The following is a 16,442-nucleotide window of genomic DNA, read 5'->3' on the forward strand; positions in this document are numbered from 1 at the left end:
ACCTACTGGGGGCGGATCGGATTGCAGCCGACGCTGACGTAGGTGACGATCCCCTCTTTCAGCCCGCAGGTAGTGAAGGCGCCCGTCGAGACGCCGACCTCCCACCACGGGGCACCGATCCCGCCGACGCACGATCCGGTCGACGGTGTCCCCGTCGGCACCCACAGGCCATCGCGACGATAGCCCTGAATCCACGGAATGTGCGAGACACCCCCGGGTCCCGGAATCGCTCGTGGCGTCAGGCCGAAGCACTCGACGGTCCCGACGTGGACAGCAGTCCTGCCGGCGGGCACGTCGTACGCCGTGCAGTGCGAGGTGCCCGATGTGGGCGTGGTGCCGGTATGACAGTCGGCCGAGGGTTCGGCCTGGGCGGGTGCGGCGGCCACCGCGACCACCGCGGCGGCGAGGGCAGACGATGCGGCCGCTCCGGCGAGGAACCTGCGGATCCTGTGGGTCATCGGATACTCCTTCGGGTCCGGCGGCCCCGCTGACGATCGGGTCCGTATGTTGCTTCTGTCGGTGCGGCATCGGATTTCGTTAGCTGAACCTTCGTGGCGCCGACTCAGGCGAAAGGGATCGAGTTGTGGCGGACCCACCGGAGGAGGCGTAGGGGCGGGTGACGAAGTCCGGAGTGGTTCGCCGGACCTGTCGGAAAGCGTCTATTGATCGGGTCGCGTTCGGTTGCTAGAATCGAACAGAGTTTCGAACAGCCTTGGGGGAGGTTGGTTGTGGGGGAATTGGTGGCAGCGGATCTGGACGAGTTGCGTGCGTTCACGGCGCGGCTACGATGCGTCGAGGCGGGTGGGGACGCCGGGTTGGGCATCGAGTGGCTCGATGCGATCGAGGCGTTGAAGTCGGTCGGGTGCGCGGTGCAGGCGGTGATCACCGACGGCGTCGCGACGAGTATCCGCGAGGACCGCAGGGCTCGGGGGTTGCCGCGGGTGGAGTGGGACCGGGGCATCGCGTCGCAAATTGCGTTGGCGCGCAGGGAATCCCCGAACCGCGGCGGGCGGCATCTGGGGTTCGCACGGGCTCTGGTGCACGAGATGCCGCACACCCTCGCGATGTTGCGGACCGGGCGGTTGAACGAATGGCGAGCCACCCTGTTGGTGCGCGAAACAGCCTGCCTGTCGGCGGCGGATCGGGGCAGCGTGGATCGCCGGTTGTGTTCGGACCCGGCCACTCTCGACGGGGTCGGGGACCGGGGTCTGATCGCACGGGCGAAGGCGTTGGCGGTCGAACTCGACGCCGCAGCGGTCGTGGCCCGGCATCGTAAGGCGGTGTCCGAACGTCGGGTGACGACACGGCCGGCGCCGGATTCGATGGCGTATCTGAGTGTGTTGATGCCGGTCGAGCAGGCGGTGTGCCTGCAGGCCACGCTGGGGCGGGATGCGGACAGTTTGATCGCGACCGGGGACAGTGGTGGCCGCACCCGCAATCAGCTGATGGTGGACCTGTTGTTCGACCGCGGCACCGGGCGGGCCGCTGCTGGTGGTGTTCCGGTGGCGGTGAATCTGGTGCTCTCGGACGAGACCCTGCTGGCCGGCGGGCACGAGGCCGCGCAGTTGCAGGGGTTCGGGCCGGTGCCGGCGGGGATCGCCCGGCAGTTGGTGGCCGACGCCGTCGACAATGACACCGAGACGTCGCTGCGGCGGGTGTATTCGTGCCCGCAGTCGGGGGCGCTGACCGCGATGGAATCGCAGTCCCGCACGTTCCCGAAGAGCCTGCGACAGCTGATCGACCTCCGCGACCGGACGTGCCGCACGCCCTGGTGTGATGCCCCGATCCGGCATCACGACCACATACGTTCACGCCGAGAATCCGGTGCCACGACGGCGGAAAACGGGTCCGGGCTCTGTGAGGCCTGCAATTACGCGAAAGAAGCACCGGGCTGGACGGCCCGACCCGTGCACAACCCCGGCCGCACCCACCTCATCGACGTCCGCACCCCGACCGGGCACCACTACCGGTCGGCGGCCCCGCCGCTCCCGGTTCCGGCGCACCTGCGGGCGTCGTGAGGTGGTAAGCCGTCGATGACGAGCCAGCCGCCGTGGTGTTCGAACACCTCGAACGGGCGTCCCGTCGATTCACCGAGCTTCGTGAGCGACGGGGTGTCGAAGGTGCGGATGTGTCCGTGGCAGGCCGTTGCCTCGTCCTCGTAGGGGACGGCGACGACAACCCGGTCGCGGGCAACGCGGAGGGCCTCGGATATCACTGCAGCCCCGATGTTTTCGTCCACGTGTTCGAGGAGGTGGATGGCGGTGACGGTGTCGGCGCTGTTGTCGGGAACCGGTACGTGCGCGGCGTCGCACACGAGGGTGCGCAGATCGAGTCCGAGTTCCGGTGCCACGGCGTCGAGGAGGGTCATGGTGCCGGGCAGGATGTCGGTTGCCGTGACGGACCGACCGGCGCGGGCGAGTCGGAGCGGAAGGAATCCGAAGCAAGACCCGAGGTCGAGAACCGAACCGCGGACCAGTTGTTCCGCCTTCTCGTGGATCGGTGCGAAGTCGGCGGTGCCGTCCAGCAGTTCGTTCAGGGAGTTGCGGTAGTAGACGGTCCACGCTTCGAGCGCACCGTCGACGGTGGAGCGGACCAGTCCGACCATGGTCGATTCGAATTCGTCCTGACCGAAGTCGGCGTCCTCGATGGACGCGGTAACCGAGGCGACGAGTCGTTCGCTCAGATCTTCGGGTGTCAGGGCGTGCGCCACCCGCAGCTGGTCGCCGTCACGGGTAAGTGTGAGTGGCCCGGCCGCGACCCGCTCGACCGTGACGTGACCATGTGACCACAGCCCGGATTCGCACGGTGCGAGGGAGTCGAAAGGGGGCGTGTCGAGAGTGGAAGTCATTCGAGGCAACCTTGCCGAGAGGTGATGGCGGGAGTGGGTCAGGTTCGGGTGTCGGGCTCGCCGAGGGAACTCAGCCCATCGTAGAGCGATTGCATTCCGCTGGCGAGTAGTTCGTTCAGTTCGAGCGAATCGTCGTCGAGCCACTGCTCGTACGCCGACATCGCAACGCCGAGTAGGAGATAGCCGACTGTCCGGGGGACGTGGTCGGTCGGTGAGGTTCCGAGCCGGCTCGCGACGTACTCGGCGATGACGTTGCGCCACCCTTCGTACATCACCACCGAATACGCCTGCAGGGCCGGGACTCGCAGGATCAGCCCCATGCGTTTGCGGTGGTTGATTTCCTCGCTCGCGGGAAACGCGTTGAATTGCAGGAGTGCTGCGGTGAGTCCGTCGACGATCGGAATGTCGTCGGGTTGGGCTGCGAGTTGGGCGCGCATTTCGGCGAGGTGTGCGTCGAAGTCTCCCCATGGGATCGCGTTCTTGGACGGGAAGTAGCGGAAGAGGGTGCGTCGGGCGATGCCGGATGCTTCGGCGACTTCGTCGACGCTGGTGGCGTCGAACCCCTGTTCCGTGAACAGTTCGATCCCGACGGTGCTGATCCGATCCTGCGTTGTGGACGGGCGTCGCCCTATCCGACTGGATGGTTTTCGACGACTTCTCAATTTTCGTCCCCTCCCGATCTGTCATTCTGCACTCGATGCCATTACAGTGGTGAGGCGAGTCACAGGGACGGTCTCCTATGACGGGGAACATCCCTCCGGCTCGCGCCGTATCACCGAACAGTAGGAGGAAATCATGTCGGATCGCGACAACAACGTGCTGGAAAACGACTTGGTCGAGGAATCCCTGGTGGAAGAGGTCTCGATCGACGGCATGTGCGGCGTGTACTGATCATGTCCGCTCCAGCTTCTGCTTCAGTGGCCGGCAACGCCGGTATCGATCTCGATGTGGGCTGGAAGCTTCATCCGCAGGTGGCGCTGCGTCCCGAACCTTTCGGGGCGCTGCTCTACCACTTCGGGACGCGCAAGCTGTCGTTCCTGAAGAACCGCACGATCGTCGCGGTGGTCGAAGCCCTTCCCTCACACGCCGACGCCCGGTCCGCACTGCGGGCGCAGGGTATCGGGGACGACACTGCCGCGCAGTATGCGCGAGCGCTCGGCACGTTGGCCGAGTCGCACATGATCGTCCCCGCCTGACCAGCTCTCTCCACCCGTACCAGAGGACACAGCCCATGACCTCCATGCTCGAAAGGCCTTCCGCTCCGGTCGGCCGCCTCGTCGACCAGTTCGAACTCGGTCTCGACGCCCCGATCTGCCTCACCTGGGAGTTGACCTACGCGTGCAACCTGTCGTGTGTGCACTGTCTGTCCTCCTCCGGCCGGCGTGACCCGCGGGAGTTGAGCACCGAGCAGTGCAAGTCGATCATCGACGAACTGCAGCGTATGCAGGTCTTCTACGTGAACATCGGCGGCGGTGAGCCGACGGTTCGCTCGGACTTCTGGGAGCTGGTCGACTACGCGACCGCTCACCAGGTGGGGGTGAAGTTCTCCACGAACGGGGTGAAGATCGACAAGAAGGTCGCCGCCCGGCTCGCGGCCAGCGACTACGTCGACGTGCAGATCTCCCTCGACGGTGCGACGGCCGAGGTCAACGACGCCGTCCGCGGTCCGGGTTCGTTCGCGATGGCGGTGCGGGCACTCGAGAATCTGTCCGAGGCTGGTTTCAAGGACACGAAGATCTCCGTGGTGGTCACCCGGCACAACGTGTCCCAGCTCGACGATTTCAAAGCCCTGGCCGACAAGTACGGCGCCACCCTCCGCATCACCCGGCTGCGACCGTCGGGGCGCGGCGCGGACGTGTGGGACGAACTGCACCCCACGCAGGCGCAGCAGCGAGAGCTGTACAACTGGCTGGTCGCCAACGGCGAGGGCGTACTCACCGGCGACTCCTTCTTCCACCTATCCGCCTACGGCGATGCGTTGCCCGGCCTGAACCTGTGCGGCGCCGGACGGGTGGTGTGCCTGATCGACCCGATCGGCGACGTCTACGCCTGCCCGTTCGCGATCCACGAGCAGTTCCTCGCGGGAAACATCGTGGCGGACGGCGGTTTCCAGCAGGTGTGGCAGACGTCGGAGCTGTTCCAGGAGCTGCGGTCCCCGCAGACCGGCGGCGCGTGCAGCAAGTGCAACCACTACGACTCCTGCCGCGGCGGATGCATGGCCGCGAAGTTCTTCACCGGGCTGCCGATGGACGGCCCGGACCCCGAATGTGTGATCGGCAACGGCGAACTGGCGTTGGCCGCCGCGGGGGAGATCCCGAAATCCAGTGTCGACCACTCCCGCACCGGCCAGCGCCGGACTCCGCGGGCGCCGGTTCCGTTGACGCTGATGGTGCGTCCGCCGGCCAAGATTTGTGACGAGAACCCGCTTGCGGGCATGGACCAGACGTAAGTCGTCTGCCAGGTACGAGAGGTATTGCCATGGGTAAGAATCCGTTCTTCGAGACGGTGGCGGAGGCTCAGCGTCGCGCGAAGAAGCGCCTGCCGAAGTCGGTGTACGCGGCGCTGATCGCCGGTTCCGAGCGGGGCGTGACTGTCGACGACAACATCGCGGCGTTCGCCGAGCTGGGGTTCGCCCCCCACGTCGTCGGTCTGTCCGACAAGCGTGAGCTGTCCACGACCGTGATGGGACAGCCGATTTCGCTGCCCGTCGTGATCTCCCCGACCGGTGTGCAGGCGGTGCATCCCGACGGTGAGGTCGCGGTCGCCCGTGCGGCGGCGGCACGCGGAACGGCGATCGGTCTGAGCTCGTTCGCGAGCAAGTCGATCGAGGAGGTCACGGCGGCCAATCCTCAGACGTTCTTCCAGATGTACTGGGTCGGTACCCGGGACGTGTTGATCCAGCGGATGGAACGCGCCCGTGCCGCCGGGGCGACCGGACTGATCATCACCACCGACTGGTCGTTCTCGTACGGACGCGACTGGGGCAGCCCGGCCATCCCCGAGAAGATGGACCTCAAGGCGATGCTCCAGTTCGCCCCCGAGGGCATCAGCCGTCCGAAGTGGTTGTACGAGTTCGCGAAGACCCGCAAGATCCCGGATCTGACCACCCCGAACCTGGCGCAGCCCGGTCAGGAACCGCCCACGTTCTTCGGTGCCTACGGCGAGTGGATGCAGACGCCGTTGCCGACGTGGGACGACATCGCGTGGCTGCGCGAGCAGTGGGGCGGACCGTTCATGCTCAAAGGTGTCATGCGTGTCGACGACGCGAAGCGCGCCGTCGACGCCGGGGTCACCGCGATCTCCGTGTCGAATCACGGCGGCAACAACCTCGACGGCACCCCGGCGCCGATTCGGGCGCTGCCCGCCATCGCGGAGGCCGTCGGCGACCAGGTCGAGGTGCTTCTCGACGGCGGTATCCGCCGTGGCAGCGACGTCGTGAAGGCCGTCGCGCTCGGCGCGAAGGCGGTCATGATCGGCCGCGCGTACCTGTGGGGCCTCTCGGCGAACGGTCAGGCCGGCGTCGAGAACGTCCTCGACGTCCTCCGCGGCGGTATCGACTCGGCGCTGCTCGGGCTGGGTCATTCGTCCATCCACGACCTCACGCCGTCCGACGTCGTGATCCCGCCCGGATTCGCCCGTGTGCTCGGCGCCGAATCCTGACCGACGAACGGCGTAGATGTCTGCGCGACTGACAGACCCGATCACCCTGGCCGGACGCCACGCCCGGTCCAGGGTGCTTCTGGGTCCGCACCCCACCAATCTCGGTGTGGGAAGAACGCTTTCACCGCGGCACGTCGCGTACTACGAACGTCGGGCGCGTGGTGGCGCGGGGATCGTCGTCACCGAGGTTGCGTCGGTCCATGCCTCCGACTGGCCGTACGAGCGGGCGCCGCTGGTGTCCGACTGCGTCGGCGGCTGGCGGGACGTCGTCGCGGCGTGCCGTCCGCACGGCACGCTGGTGCTGGCCGGGCTGGGGCATACCGGACTGCAGGGGTCGAGTGCGTATTCGCAGGCGGTGCTGTGGGGACCGTCGGGAATTGCCGACGTGATCTCCCGTGAGATGCCGATGCAGATGGAGCAGGCGGAGATCGACGTTCTCGTCGAGGGCTTCCGTGCGGCGGCGGCCGCGGCCGTGTCCGCGGACGTGGACGGTGTCGAGCTCGACGCCGGACCGAGAGGGCTGCTGCGACAGTTCCATTCGAACCTCACCAACATGCGCGAAGACGGGTACGGCGCCGACCCGCTGCGCCTCACCCGCGAGGTCCTCGCCGCCGTCCGCGACGAGTTGGGCCCCGGCCGGGTCCTGTCCCTGCGCCTGAGCTGCGACGAGGCGACGTCCTGGGCGGGGATCACGCCGTCGATCGCCGCGGGACACGCACGGGAACTTGCCGAGGCACTCGACCTGCTCGTGGTGGTCCGGGGCGGGCCGATGACGCCGAACGCGTACCGCCCCGACTTCCACCGGCCACCCGCGTTCAACACCGAACTCTGCCGGGACATCCGGGCCGCCGTCGCGGGCGTGGTCCCGGTCGTTCTTCAGGGCAGCGTCGTCGATCCTGCCGATGCCCGGCGGGCGCTCGACGAGGGTGTCGCCGACGTCGTCGAGATGACGCGTGCCCAGATCGCCGACCCCGACCTCGTCGTCAAGATCCGGCGCGGTGCGGTGCCGCGGCCGTGCGTTCTGTGCAATCAGACGTGCCAGGTGCTCGACCCCCGCAATCCGGTCGTCACCTGCGTCGGTAATCCGACGGCCGGATACGAGACGGTCGATGCCGCCGAGGACACCGCTGATGTGGCCACCGGCGCGGTGCTCGTGGTCGGCGGCGGTCCGGCAGGTCTCGAGGCGGCGCGAGTGCTTGCCCTGCGCGGTCACCGGGTCACGCTGGCGGACGCGTCGGCTCGGTTCGGCGGGATGGTGCGGGCCGCCCCGGGTGCGCCGCACCTCACGGCGCTGGCCGACTGGCTCGAGGACGAATGCCGGAGGCTCGGAGTCGAATTCCGTCTCGGTACCGCTGTCTCGGACGCCGAACTCGACGCCGCGGAACGCGAGGGCGCGAGGGTGATCCTCGCGACCGGCAGCAGGCCGCGCCCGTTGCCGTTCCCGGTCGAGGGGAGCGTCCGGTGTGTCGGCGCCGCGGACCTGCTGGACGGCGGCGCGCCGGCGGAAGGGCCCCACGTCGTCTTCGACCCGGTCGGCGGACCGGTCGGCGTGGCAATCGCCGAATGGCTCGCGGCGCGGGGGCGGGCCGTGAGCATCGTGACCCAGGATTCCGTGGCCGGCTCGCGACTCGGCATGACCGGGGATCTCGCCGACGCCAACACCCGTCTGCAACGAGCCGGGGTGACGCGCCACCTCGACAGCCGCATCGTGTCGATCGGCGACGAAGGTGTGCGCTTACGCAACCGGTACACCGCCGAAGAGTCGGTGGTGCCGTGCGCCCTGCTGATCGACTGCTCGCATCGCCTCCCCGAGGACACCCTCGGCTCGTCGCACACGGATGCGGTGCGGGTCGGCGACTGCGTGGCTCCCCGCACACTGCTCGAGGCTGTCCGTGAGGGTCGCGCCGAGGCGCTGACCTGGACCGCACACGGACAGAACGAGTTCGACCACCATCCGTTCACCCTCGTCAACGAGAGATAGGACATTTCATGGGACAGTTCGACGACAAGGTCGCGTTCATCACCGGGGCTGCCCGTGGGCAGGGGCGGACGCACGCGGTGCGGCTGGCGCGGGAAGGTGCGGCGATCATCGCCGTGGACATCTGCGGGCCGGTGTCGGAGTACAACAGTTACGAGCCGGCGACGCCGGACGACCTGGCCGAGACGGTGCGGCTCGTGGAATCCGAGGGCGGCAAGATCCTCGCCGAGCAGGCGGACGTGCGGGACAGTGCGCAACTGAAGGCTGTCGTCGACCGGGGAGTCGAACAGTTCGGCCGACTCGACATCGTGATCGCAAACGCCGGGATCTGCAATTGGAACCGCTTCTGGGAGATGCCCGACGAGCAGTGGGAGACGCTGATCGACGTGAACCTCACCGGCGCGTGGAAGACGCTGAAGGCTGCGGTCCCGGCGCTGATCGAGGGAGGTCGCGGGGGTTCGATCATCGTGATCAGCTCGGTTGCGGGTATCAAGCCGCTTCCCGGGCAGGCGAATTACGCCGCCTCCAAGTTCGGGCTCGTCGGACTCACCCAGACCGCGGCGAAGGAACTGGGCGAATACGACATCCGAGTCAACTCCGTTCATCCGTACGGGGTGAAGACTCCGATGGGCACCGATCCGGGCAGCCTCGTGATACTCGAGAAGCACCCGCACTATCTGTCGAGCTTCGGCACCATCCTCACCGACCACCCGCTGGCCGACACCGACGACATCACCGACGCGGTGCTGTGGCTGGCCGGTGACGGTTCGCGGAGGGTCACGGGCAGTCAGGTCGCCGTCGACATGGGCAACACCAAGGTGTGAGCACCTCCGCGTACCGCCACCTGTTCACCCGATTGCGCCTGGGGCCGCTGACCCTGCGCAATCGGGTGGTCTTCTCCGCGCACCTGACGGGGTACGCCGTCGACGGCCTGCCCACCGCGCAGCACGCCGCCTACTATGCGGCGCGCGCGAAGGGCGGTGCGGGCCTGATCATCTCCGAGGAGCACGCCACCCATCCGGGGGACTGGCCGTACGAGAAGGTGATCGCCGGCTACCGGCCGGAGGTCGTCCCGGGGTACCGGCGGATCACCGACGCGGTGCACGAGCACGGTGTCCCGATCCTGGCTCAGGTCAACCACAACGGCGGCCAGGGATCGAGCATGTACTCGCGGCGGCCGCTGTGGGCGCCGAGCGCTGTCCCCGATTCACTGTTCCGTGAAGTTCCCAAGGCGGTCGATCAGCGGGAGATCCGGACCCTCGTCGACGGGTACGCGCGCGTGGCCGAGCACTGTGTCCGAGGCGGATTCGACGGGATCGAACTGCAGTGCTCCCACTCGTCGCTGGTGCGCAGTTTCCTCGCCCCCGCCACGAACCAGCGCACGGACCGTTATGGAGGGTCGCTGGAGAACCGTGCCCGGTTCCTCCTCGAGGTCGTCGAGGCAGTGCGTGCCGCGATCGGTCCGGACCGCGCACTCGGGGTGAGGCTCGCGGGGGAGGATCTGTTCGACGGTGGAGTCCGCCTCGACGAGGCGGTGGAGGTGGCCGCTCTGATGGAGGCGGACGGCCGGGTCGACTACATCAACACGTCCATCGGGATGGCCACCGAGACGCTCCATATGATCGAGGCGTCCATGGCCGTCCCTCGCGGGTATGCGTTGTTCGTCCCGAACGCCATCCGGCAACGGGTCGGTCTTCCCGTGGTCGGTGTCGGTCGATTCTCGGATCCGCACCAGGCCGACCAGGCTCTGCACGAGGGGCACTGCGACCTGATCGGGATAGTGCGCGGCCAGATCGCGGACCCGGACTTTGCGGCGAAGGCCCTGGCCGGCGAAGAGGGAAACCTCCGAACGTGCCTGGCGTGCAATCAGGAATGCATCGGACGCATGGGGCTGGGCCGGTGGCTCGGGTGCGTCGTCAACCCGCGCGCGGGCAGGGAAGCGGTCCCGCTGCCCGAACCGACCGTTCGCGGCAGGCGGGTCTTCGTGGTCGGCGGGGGACCGGCCGGGTTGAAGGCCGCGGCGACCGCGGCGCAGCGTGGTCACGACGTCACGCTGTTCGAACGCGCGACTGTTCTCGGCGGCCAGGTCCGGACGGCCGCCGCCGTCCCGGGTCGCCGCGAGTTCCTCGAGCTCGTCGTCGATCTGGAATCGGAATGCGTTCGGCGCGGTGTGGACGTGCGGACCGGCACCGACGCGACCGCTGAGACGGTGGTGCAGGGACGACCCGACGTGGTGGTGCTCGCGACCGGGGCACGTCCGCGACGTCCGCGTTGGGCGGGTGCGTCGGGCCGGGTGGTGGACGTGCGGGACGTGCTGGAAGGTCGCGCGCGTCCGTCCGGGACGGTGCTGGTGGTCGACGAACTGGGATTCCATCAGGGCACGTCCGTCGCCGAGTTCGTCGCCGACGCCGGGTGTGCCGTCACGATCTGCACACCGGGGATGATCGTCGGCCAGGACCTGGGCATCACGCTGGACCTCGAGGGATGGAACCGGCGGGCGCACGGCAAGGGCATCACGCAGGTGACGGATGTGGTGCCGACCGGGTGCGACGTCGTCGACGGCGGGCGGCTCGCGGTCACGCTCCTGCACCACCCGACGGGTGAGCCGCGGCAGCTCACCGTCGACTGGGTGGTGTCCTCGGCGCATCAGCGGCCGGAGGACGGTCTCTGGAAAGAGCTGGCCGACAGCGGTATCGAGGTCCATCGCATCGGCGATTCCCTGGCTCCGCGCCGCGCGCATTCCGCCGTCATCGAGGGGGAGCGGGTGGCGCTCGCGCTGTAGTGCGAGCAGCAGCCGGTTCCGCGTCGCCTAGCATCGGAGGATGCCCCATTCCGGACACCTCGACGACGCGGTGTGGCCCGAACTCGTGTCCCGTGTGTCGACGGTCGTCGTCCCGGTCGGCTCCCTCGAGCAGCACGGTCCGCATCTGCCGCTCGACACCGACACCGCCATCGCCGATGCCGTGTCCCGCGCGCTGCCGCACGTACTGGTGGCACCCCCGATCGCCTACGGCGCCAGCGGCGAGCACGAGGGGTTTCCCGGGACCGTCTCGCTCGGCGCGGAGGCGCTCGAGACCGTCCTGGTCGAGTACGGCAGGTCCGCGTGCCGGTGGGCCGACCGCGTGCTGTTCGTCAACGGACACGGTGGAAACGGGCCCGCGCTCGTCAAGGCTGTCGCCTTGCTACGGTACGAGGCTCGCGATGTGGCCTGGGTGCCGTGTGCAGTACCCGGGGCGGACGCTCATGCCGGGCGTACGGAAACGTCCTTGTTGCTACACCTTTCACCCGGTCGGGTGAGGTTGTCTAGGGCTGAAGCCGGTAATACGGAACCTGTTGCGAGGTTGATGCCAAGACTGCGCGAAGGCGGTATGGTCGCCGTGTCGGCCAACGGCGTGCTCGGTGACCCGACGGGCGCTACGGCCGCGGAGGGGGCGCAGATCTTCGGCGTACTCGTCCAAACAGTCACCAAGGCACTGGCCCGGTGGGAACCGGGCCCCGATGGAAGGCTCCGGTGGGAACCGGGCGCCGATGGGAGGCTCCGATGACCCGCACGGGCGTCCTCGAGTTGCCGAGGGCGGATTTCCGGCATGCCGACGCGACTAATTTCCGGCATGCCCTGCCAGCGCTCTCCGATCCGCATACGATCGACTGATGCGCCAAGCTCGACTTCCCGATGGATTCGGGATCCGAATCGACCCCAAGGTACGCGCATATTCCGGAGGTCGAGTGCTCATCGGCGGTTCGCCGACTCGGATGCTGAAGCTGGCGCCCACCGCGGCGGCCATGATCGGAGACGGCTACCTCGAGGTCGTCGATCCGCAGTCCGCGGTCGTCGCACGCCGCCTCCTCGATTCGGGGGTCGCCAACCCGCGCCCCATGAGTACTCCGTCCCCCCGGGATGTCACCGTTGTCATTCCGGTGAAGAACAACGCGTCCGGGCTGCATCGGGTGCTGGCCTCGCTCCGCGGACTCGAGGTGGTCATCGTCGACGACGGCTCCGACGTGCCGATCGTCGCCCCCGTGCTGCAGAACGGGTGCGGTGGCCGCGTCACCGTCCTGCGCCACGAGACGGCCAAGGGGCCTGCCGCGGCGCGGAACACCGGTCTGCGTTACGCCGCAACTCCGTTCGTGGCGTTCCTCGACTCCGATGTCCTGCCGCGCACCGGCTGGATCGAGGTCATGCTCGGCCACTTCAGCGATCCCGCCGTCGCACTCGTCGCCCCGAGGATCGTGGCGCTCGAACCCGAGGCGAGCACACTCGCGCGGTACGAGCACGCCCGCTCCTCCCTCGACCTCGGACGCAAGGAGTCCGCGGTCCAGTCCGGCGGCCCGGTGTCGTACGTCCCGAGCGCTGCGATGATCGCCCGTCGCGAGGTGCTCGACGAGTTCGGCGGCTTCGACGAGTCAATGCACGTGGCGGAGGACGTCGACCTGTGCTGGCGACTCCAGGAGTCGGGCTGGCGACTACGGTACGAGCCGGTGGCCCACGTCGCGCACGATCACCGTGTGACGTTCGGAAAGTGGTTCGACCGCAAGCTGTTCTACGGCACCGGTGCGGCGCCGCTGGCGGCGAGGCATTCGGGCATGGTTCCACCGCTGTCGATGTCGCCGTGGACGTTCTTCGCGTGCCTCGCCGCCGCCACCTGCACCCGGCTGGGCCTGCTCGGCGCCGTCGCCACACTCGCGATGATGTTGCTGCGCCTGCGCCGAATGTTCACCGGCCTCGACCAGCCGACCCGCATCGCCGCGATACTCGCGGCCCAGGGCTTCGCCGGCGGTGCCTGGCAGTTGGCGTCCGCGATGTGTCGCCACTACTGGCCGATCACACTGCTGGCGGTGCTGCTCTCGAAACGGATTCGCCGCATCGCGCTCGCGATCGCCGTCGCCGAGGGCGTCGCCGACTGGGTGACCCACCGGGAGCCCGGAGGGCTGGGACCCGTGCGGCACACGGTGTTCAAGCGGATCGACGACGTCGCGTACGGCGCCGGGCTCTGGAAGGGCGCGATCACCGCCCGCGACCTCGACGCATTGAAGCCCCGGTTGAAGTCGTAGTGGCCGATCCGATTCGCGCCGCCGACGTCGTGGTCGTGGGTGGCGGTTCGAGCGGATGTGTGGTGGCCGCTCGGCTCAGCGAGAATCCCGGACGATCGGTTCTCCTCCTCGAGTCCGGACCCGGTTACCGGTCGGTGTCCGACTGTCCCGTGCTCGACTACCGGACGCTGCCGGTCGGTCCGGGCAGCGCGTTCGCCGAGACGTACGGCGTGGAGTTGGCGCCGAGCGTTCCCTCGGCCATGGTGCGCGGGCACGTCCTCGGCGGTTCGGGCGCCGTCAACGGCGCCTACTTCGTCCGTGGGACGGAAGCGGATTTCCGGCACTGGCCCGCGTCGTGGTCGTACGAGAACGTGCTGCCGGCCTTCCGGGCACTCGAGCGTGACGCCGACTTCGACGACTCCCGGCACGGCACGACCGGGCTGATGCCCGTTCGCAGGCAGCCCGCGGAACGGCTGAGCGAGATCAGCGCGGCATTCCGCGCCGCGGCGCTCGGCGCAGGACATCCCGAGGAACCGGACAAGAACGGCGCAGGCGTCGGCGGGATCGGTCCGGTGCCCCTGAATGTCGACGGCGGCCGCCGAGTCAGCACGGCAGTGGCGTACCTGCTGCCGGCGTGGGAACGGCCCAATCTGACGGTCGAAGCGAATTCCGACGTCGTCCGAATCCTGTTCTCCGGTAACGAGACCGTCGGGGTGGAGGTGGAGTCGGACGGCGTGCGGCACACGGTCCGCACCGGCCGGGTCGTGCTGGCGGCAGGTCCCGTCGAAACCCCGGTGCTGCTGATGCTTTCGGGAATAGGACCGGCAGAACACCTGACGAACAACGACATTCCCGTCGTACTCGACGCGCCCGGTGTCGGTAGCGATTTCAGTGATCACCCCGAAGTGGCTCTGCCGTACCGTATCCGGGACACGCTCCGCCGCAGTGACACGAGTCCGGTGGTCGAAACGGTGCTGAATGTCGGCGACCTCGAGATGCGTCCGTACACGGCGCCGTTCGACGTGCTCGTCCCCGGATCCGGGCAGCCCGACCCGGTCCTCGGGATCGGGCTCATGGTGACGGACAGCCGGGGCGACATCCGGCTCACGTCGCGGCACCGCCGGGACCGTCCCCGAATCGAATACCGCTACGCGCAATCGGCCGCCGACCGCCGGGCGCTGCGCGAGGGGCAGGCCATCGGACTGGAACTGCTCCGTTCGCCGGAGCTCGGTCCGCTGGTCGTGCCGCTGTCCGAGGAGGTGTCCGATCGCGCGGTGCTCGCGCATCTGGGGACGTCGCTGCACCTGTGCGGCAGTTGCCGGATGGGCGGACGCGACGACGAGGGGGCGGTGGTGGACGAGTGGTGCAACGTCCGCGGAATGGAAGGGCTGACCATCGCCGACACCTCGGTGTTCCCGGTGGTCCCGAGCCGTGGGCCGCACGCCACGGCGGTGATGGTCGCCGAGCGCGTCAGTACCTTCCTGGGGGAGTGACCGAGGGGGCGACACGGGCCCGTGTGATGCGGGTTACAGTAGGCAGAGACGCCGTGGAGGAGTTCGATGCAAAGTCAACCGCCCACAGGGGGCAATCCGTGGGTCGCCGTGCGCCCGGGAGACGACGTCGCGATGCTGGCACGCAGGGTGTCGTCGGCGCATCAGTTGTTCGTCGAGCGTCACGCACCCTCCGGTCGTGCCCCGGACGGTGAGGGAAATTCCGTCCGTTCCGTCATCCTCGACTCGTGGATGCGCAGCACCAGCAAGGGAGTGAACCCGGACGGGTCGGCCCGCGCGGTCGATCTGGCGGCCGCGGATCTCGCCACGTACCGGGCGTCGCACCCGATGTCGATCATCCGCCCGGTGGTCCGCAAGCTTCTCGTCGAGGACGCCGCCGACACCGGACTGCTCGTGGCCATCACGGACGAGAAGGGTCAGCTGCTGTGGGTCGAGGGCGATTCGTCCGCCAAGGACCGCGCACTGGAGATGAACTTCGTCGAGGGTGCCGACTGGAGTGAGGACACCGTCGGCACCAACGCCCCGGGTACCGCGCTGGCGCTCGACCATTGCGTGCAGATCTTCGGTGCCGAGCATTTCAGCCGCTCGGTGCACGACTGGAGTTGTTCGGCGGCGCCCGTCCACGACCCCGCGACCGGGCTGATCGTCGGGGCGATCGACATCACCGGTGGTCCGCGGGTGGCGGTGCCCGAGGTGCTCTCGCTGATCAGGGCGACCGTCGCGGCCGCCGAGGCGGAGTTGCGACTGCACCAGCTGCGTTCACCGCACCCGCTCGTCGAGACGGTACTGCGGTTGGAGGTCCTGGGATCGGGACGGCCGACTCTGGTTCGTGGGCCCGAACGCATCCCGCTGTCGCAGCGGCACGCGGAGATTCTCCTGCTCCTGGCGGAGCACCCCGAAGGCCTGAGTTCCGACCGCCTCGCGGTGCTGCTCGACGAGAACGAACTCGACGCCGTCACGATTCGTGCCGAGATGTCGCGCTTGCGTAAGGTTTTCGGTCCCGCAAACCTCGGTTCACGGCCCTATCGGCTGCTCGCCGAATTGACGTCGGACGTCCGGCAGGTCCGCGGAGCCCTGGATCGCGGCGAGCTCGCCGCCGCCCTCGACGTCTACTCGGGCCCGGTCCTTCCCGGGTCTGAGGCGCCCGGGGTCGAGGATCTTCGCGACGAGTTGCGGGCACGCGTCCAGGCGGCGCTGCTGCGCGAGGGTGATCAACGGTTGCTCGCCAAATGGACCACGTCCGTCCACGGCCGCGAGGACGTCGCCGCATGGGAGGCGTATCTGGCAGGTCTCGACCCGCGTTCGCCCCTGTATTCCCAGGTCAAGTCCAGGATCGATCTGTTCGATCAGCAGTACGCAACGTAGTTGCAACGGTACGGTCCCTAGTGTTGTGAGTCACACCCAGTTCCACCCG

At 68.3% G+C, this 16,442-nt stretch carries 15 protein-coding genes; 12 read left to right on the top strand and 3 right to left on the bottom strand.

Annotated elements, in window-relative coordinates:
* Positions 1-2: 2 nt before the first annotated feature.
* Positions 3-458 carry a hypothetical protein gene (locus CJ177_RS03615; RefSeq protein ID WP_095867289.1) on the bottom strand — a complete coding sequence of 152 codons (456 nt, stop codon included), beginning with the start codon at positions 456-458 and terminating at the stop codon, positions 3-5.
* A 270-nt stretch (positions 459-728) separates the two neighbouring features.
* On the opposite strand from CJ177_RS03615, the gene CJ177_RS03620 reads away from it, so the two are divergent.
* A complete protein-coding gene (locus CJ177_RS03620) occupies positions 729-2,018 on the top strand; it encodes an HNH endonuclease signature motif containing protein (RefSeq protein WP_095867290.1) in 1,290 nt (429 codons plus the stop codon).
* On the opposite strand, the gene mftM is transcribed toward CJ177_RS03620, so the two are convergent.
* Positions 1,964-2,848, bottom strand: coding sequence for a mycofactocin oligosaccharide methyltransferase MftM (mftM, locus tag CJ177_RS03625; RefSeq protein ID WP_095867291.1), 885 nt, complete (start codon positions 2,846-2,848; stop codon positions 1,964-1,966). The two genes, CJ177_RS03620 and mftM, sit on opposite strands and share 55 nt — an antisense overlap.
* 38 nt (positions 2,849-2,886) lie before the next feature.
* Complete coding sequence (gene mftR / locus CJ177_RS03630) at positions 2,887-3,510, bottom strand: mycofactocin system transcriptional regulator (protein WP_005239471.1); 624 nt, start codon at positions 3,508-3,510, stop codon at positions 2,887-2,889.
* Positions 3,511-3,643: 133 nt separating this feature from the next.
* Here mftR and mftA point away from each other — a divergent pair, with 133 nt between their 5' ends.
* The 11 genes from mftA to CJ177_RS03685 all read left to right on the top strand — a co-directional run bounded on the left by mftA (position 3,644) and on the right by CJ177_RS03685 (position 16,393).
* Positions 3,644-3,739, top strand: a complete 96-nt coding sequence (mftA, locus tag CJ177_RS03635; RefSeq protein WP_005573048.1) for a mycofactocin precursor MftA — start codon at positions 3,644-3,646, stop codon at positions 3,737-3,739.
* Between the two features lie 2 nt (positions 3,740-3,741).
* Positions 3,742-4,044, top strand: coding sequence for a mycofactocin biosynthesis chaperone MftB (mftB, locus tag CJ177_RS03640; RefSeq protein WP_080578158.1), 303 nt, complete (start codon positions 3,742-3,744; stop codon positions 4,042-4,044).
* Between the two features lie 35 nt (positions 4,045-4,079).
* Complete coding sequence (mftC, locus tag CJ177_RS03645; protein WP_095867292.1) at positions 4,080-5,297, top strand: mycofactocin radical SAM maturase; 1,218 nt, start codon at positions 4,080-4,082, stop codon at positions 5,295-5,297.
* Between the two features lie 29 nt (positions 5,298-5,326).
* The gene (gene mftD, locus CJ177_RS03650) at positions 5,327-6,508 is read left to right on the top strand and encodes a pre-mycofactocin synthase MftD (RefSeq protein WP_061041805.1); all 1,182 of its coding nucleotides are present in this window, start codon (positions 5,327-5,329) and stop codon (positions 6,506-6,508) included.
* Between the two features lie 16 nt (positions 6,509-6,524).
* Entirely contained in the window at positions 6,525-8,489 is a 1,965-nt protein-coding gene (locus tag CJ177_RS03655; protein WP_095867293.1) for a mycofactocin system FadH/OYE family oxidoreductase 1, read from the top strand.
* Between the two features lie 8 nt (positions 8,490-8,497).
* Positions 8,498-9,310 (top strand): mycofactocin-coupled SDR family oxidoreductase, encoded by an 813-nt coding sequence (locus CJ177_RS03660; protein WP_005239482.1) that lies wholly within the window; start codon positions 8,498-8,500, stop codon positions 9,308-9,310.
* Positions 9,307-11,268, top strand: coding sequence for a mycofactocin system FadH/OYE family oxidoreductase 2 (locus CJ177_RS03665; protein ID WP_005239484.1), 1,962 nt, complete (start codon positions 9,307-9,309; stop codon positions 11,266-11,268). Before CJ177_RS03660 ends, CJ177_RS03665 begins: the two co-directional genes overlap by 4 nt.
* A 40-nt stretch (positions 11,269-11,308) precedes the next feature.
* Positions 11,309-12,031 carry a mycofactocin biosynthesis peptidyl-dipeptidase MftE gene (gene mftE, locus CJ177_RS03670; protein WP_095867294.1) on the top strand — a complete coding sequence of 241 codons (723 nt, stop codon included), beginning with the start codon at positions 11,309-11,311 and terminating at the stop codon, positions 12,029-12,031.
* Between the two features lie 106 nt (positions 12,032-12,137).
* Positions 12,138-13,538 carry a mycofactocin biosynthesis glycosyltransferase MftF gene (gene mftF, locus CJ177_RS03675; protein WP_025432222.1) on the top strand — a complete coding sequence of 467 codons (1,401 nt, stop codon included), beginning with the start codon at positions 12,138-12,140 and terminating at the stop codon, positions 13,536-13,538.
* Positions 13,538-15,010 carry a mycofactocin system GMC family oxidoreductase MftG gene (mftG, locus tag CJ177_RS03680; protein WP_095867295.1) on the top strand — a complete coding sequence of 491 codons (1,473 nt, stop codon included), beginning with the start codon at positions 13,538-13,540 and terminating at the stop codon, positions 15,008-15,010. Before mftF ends, mftG begins: the two co-directional genes overlap by 1 nt.
* A gap of 66 nt (positions 15,011-15,076) precedes the next feature.
* Entirely contained in the window at positions 15,077-16,393 is a 1,317-nt protein-coding gene (locus CJ177_RS03685; RefSeq protein WP_005239497.1) for a helix-turn-helix domain-containing protein, read from the top strand.
* Positions 16,394-16,442: the final 49 nt, after the last annotated feature.

It is taken from the genome of Rhodococcus sp. ACPA1 (assembly GCF_002300195.1).
GTDB classification, from domain to species: domain Bacteria; phylum Actinomycetota; class Actinomycetes; order Mycobacteriales; family Mycobacteriaceae; genus Rhodococcus_F; species Rhodococcus_F opacus.

Bases quoted from the DNA above. Each gene is read 5' to 3' on its own strand.
- CJ177_RS03615 (WP_095867289.1), bottom strand. From the start codon at position 458: ATGACCCACAGGATCCGCAGGTTCCTCGCCGGAGCGGCCGCATCGTCT.
- mftM (WP_095867291.1), bottom strand. From the start codon at position 2,848: ATGACTTCCACTCTCGACACGCCCCCTTTCGACTCCCTCGCACCGTGC.
- mftA (WP_005573048.1), top strand. From the start codon at position 3,644: ATGTCGGATCGCGACAACAACGTGCTGGAAAACGACTTGGTCGAGGAA.
- mftB (WP_080578158.1), top strand. From the start codon at position 3,742: ATGTCCGCTCCAGCTTCTGCTTCAGTGGCCGGCAACGCCGGTATCGAT.
- mftC (WP_095867292.1), top strand. From the start codon at position 4,080: ATGACCTCCATGCTCGAAAGGCCTTCCGCTCCGGTCGGCCGCCTCGTC.
- mftD (WP_061041805.1), top strand. From the start codon at position 5,327: ATGGGTAAGAATCCGTTCTTCGAGACGGTGGCGGAGGCTCAGCGTCGC.
- CJ177_RS03655 (WP_095867293.1), top strand. From the start codon at position 6,525: ATGTCTGCGCGACTGACAGACCCGATCACCCTGGCCGGACGCCACGCC.
- CJ177_RS03660 (WP_005239482.1), top strand. From the start codon at position 8,498: ATGGGACAGTTCGACGACAAGGTCGCGTTCATCACCGGGGCTGCCCGT.
- mftE (WP_095867294.1), top strand. From the start codon at position 11,309: ATGCCCCATTCCGGACACCTCGACGACGCGGTGTGGCCCGAACTCGTG.
- mftF (WP_025432222.1), top strand. From the start codon at position 12,138: ATGCGCCAAGCTCGACTTCCCGATGGATTCGGGATCCGAATCGACCCC.
- CJ177_RS03685 (WP_005239497.1), top strand. From the start codon at position 15,077: ATGCAAAGTCAACCGCCCACAGGGGGCAATCCGTGGGTCGCCGTGCGC.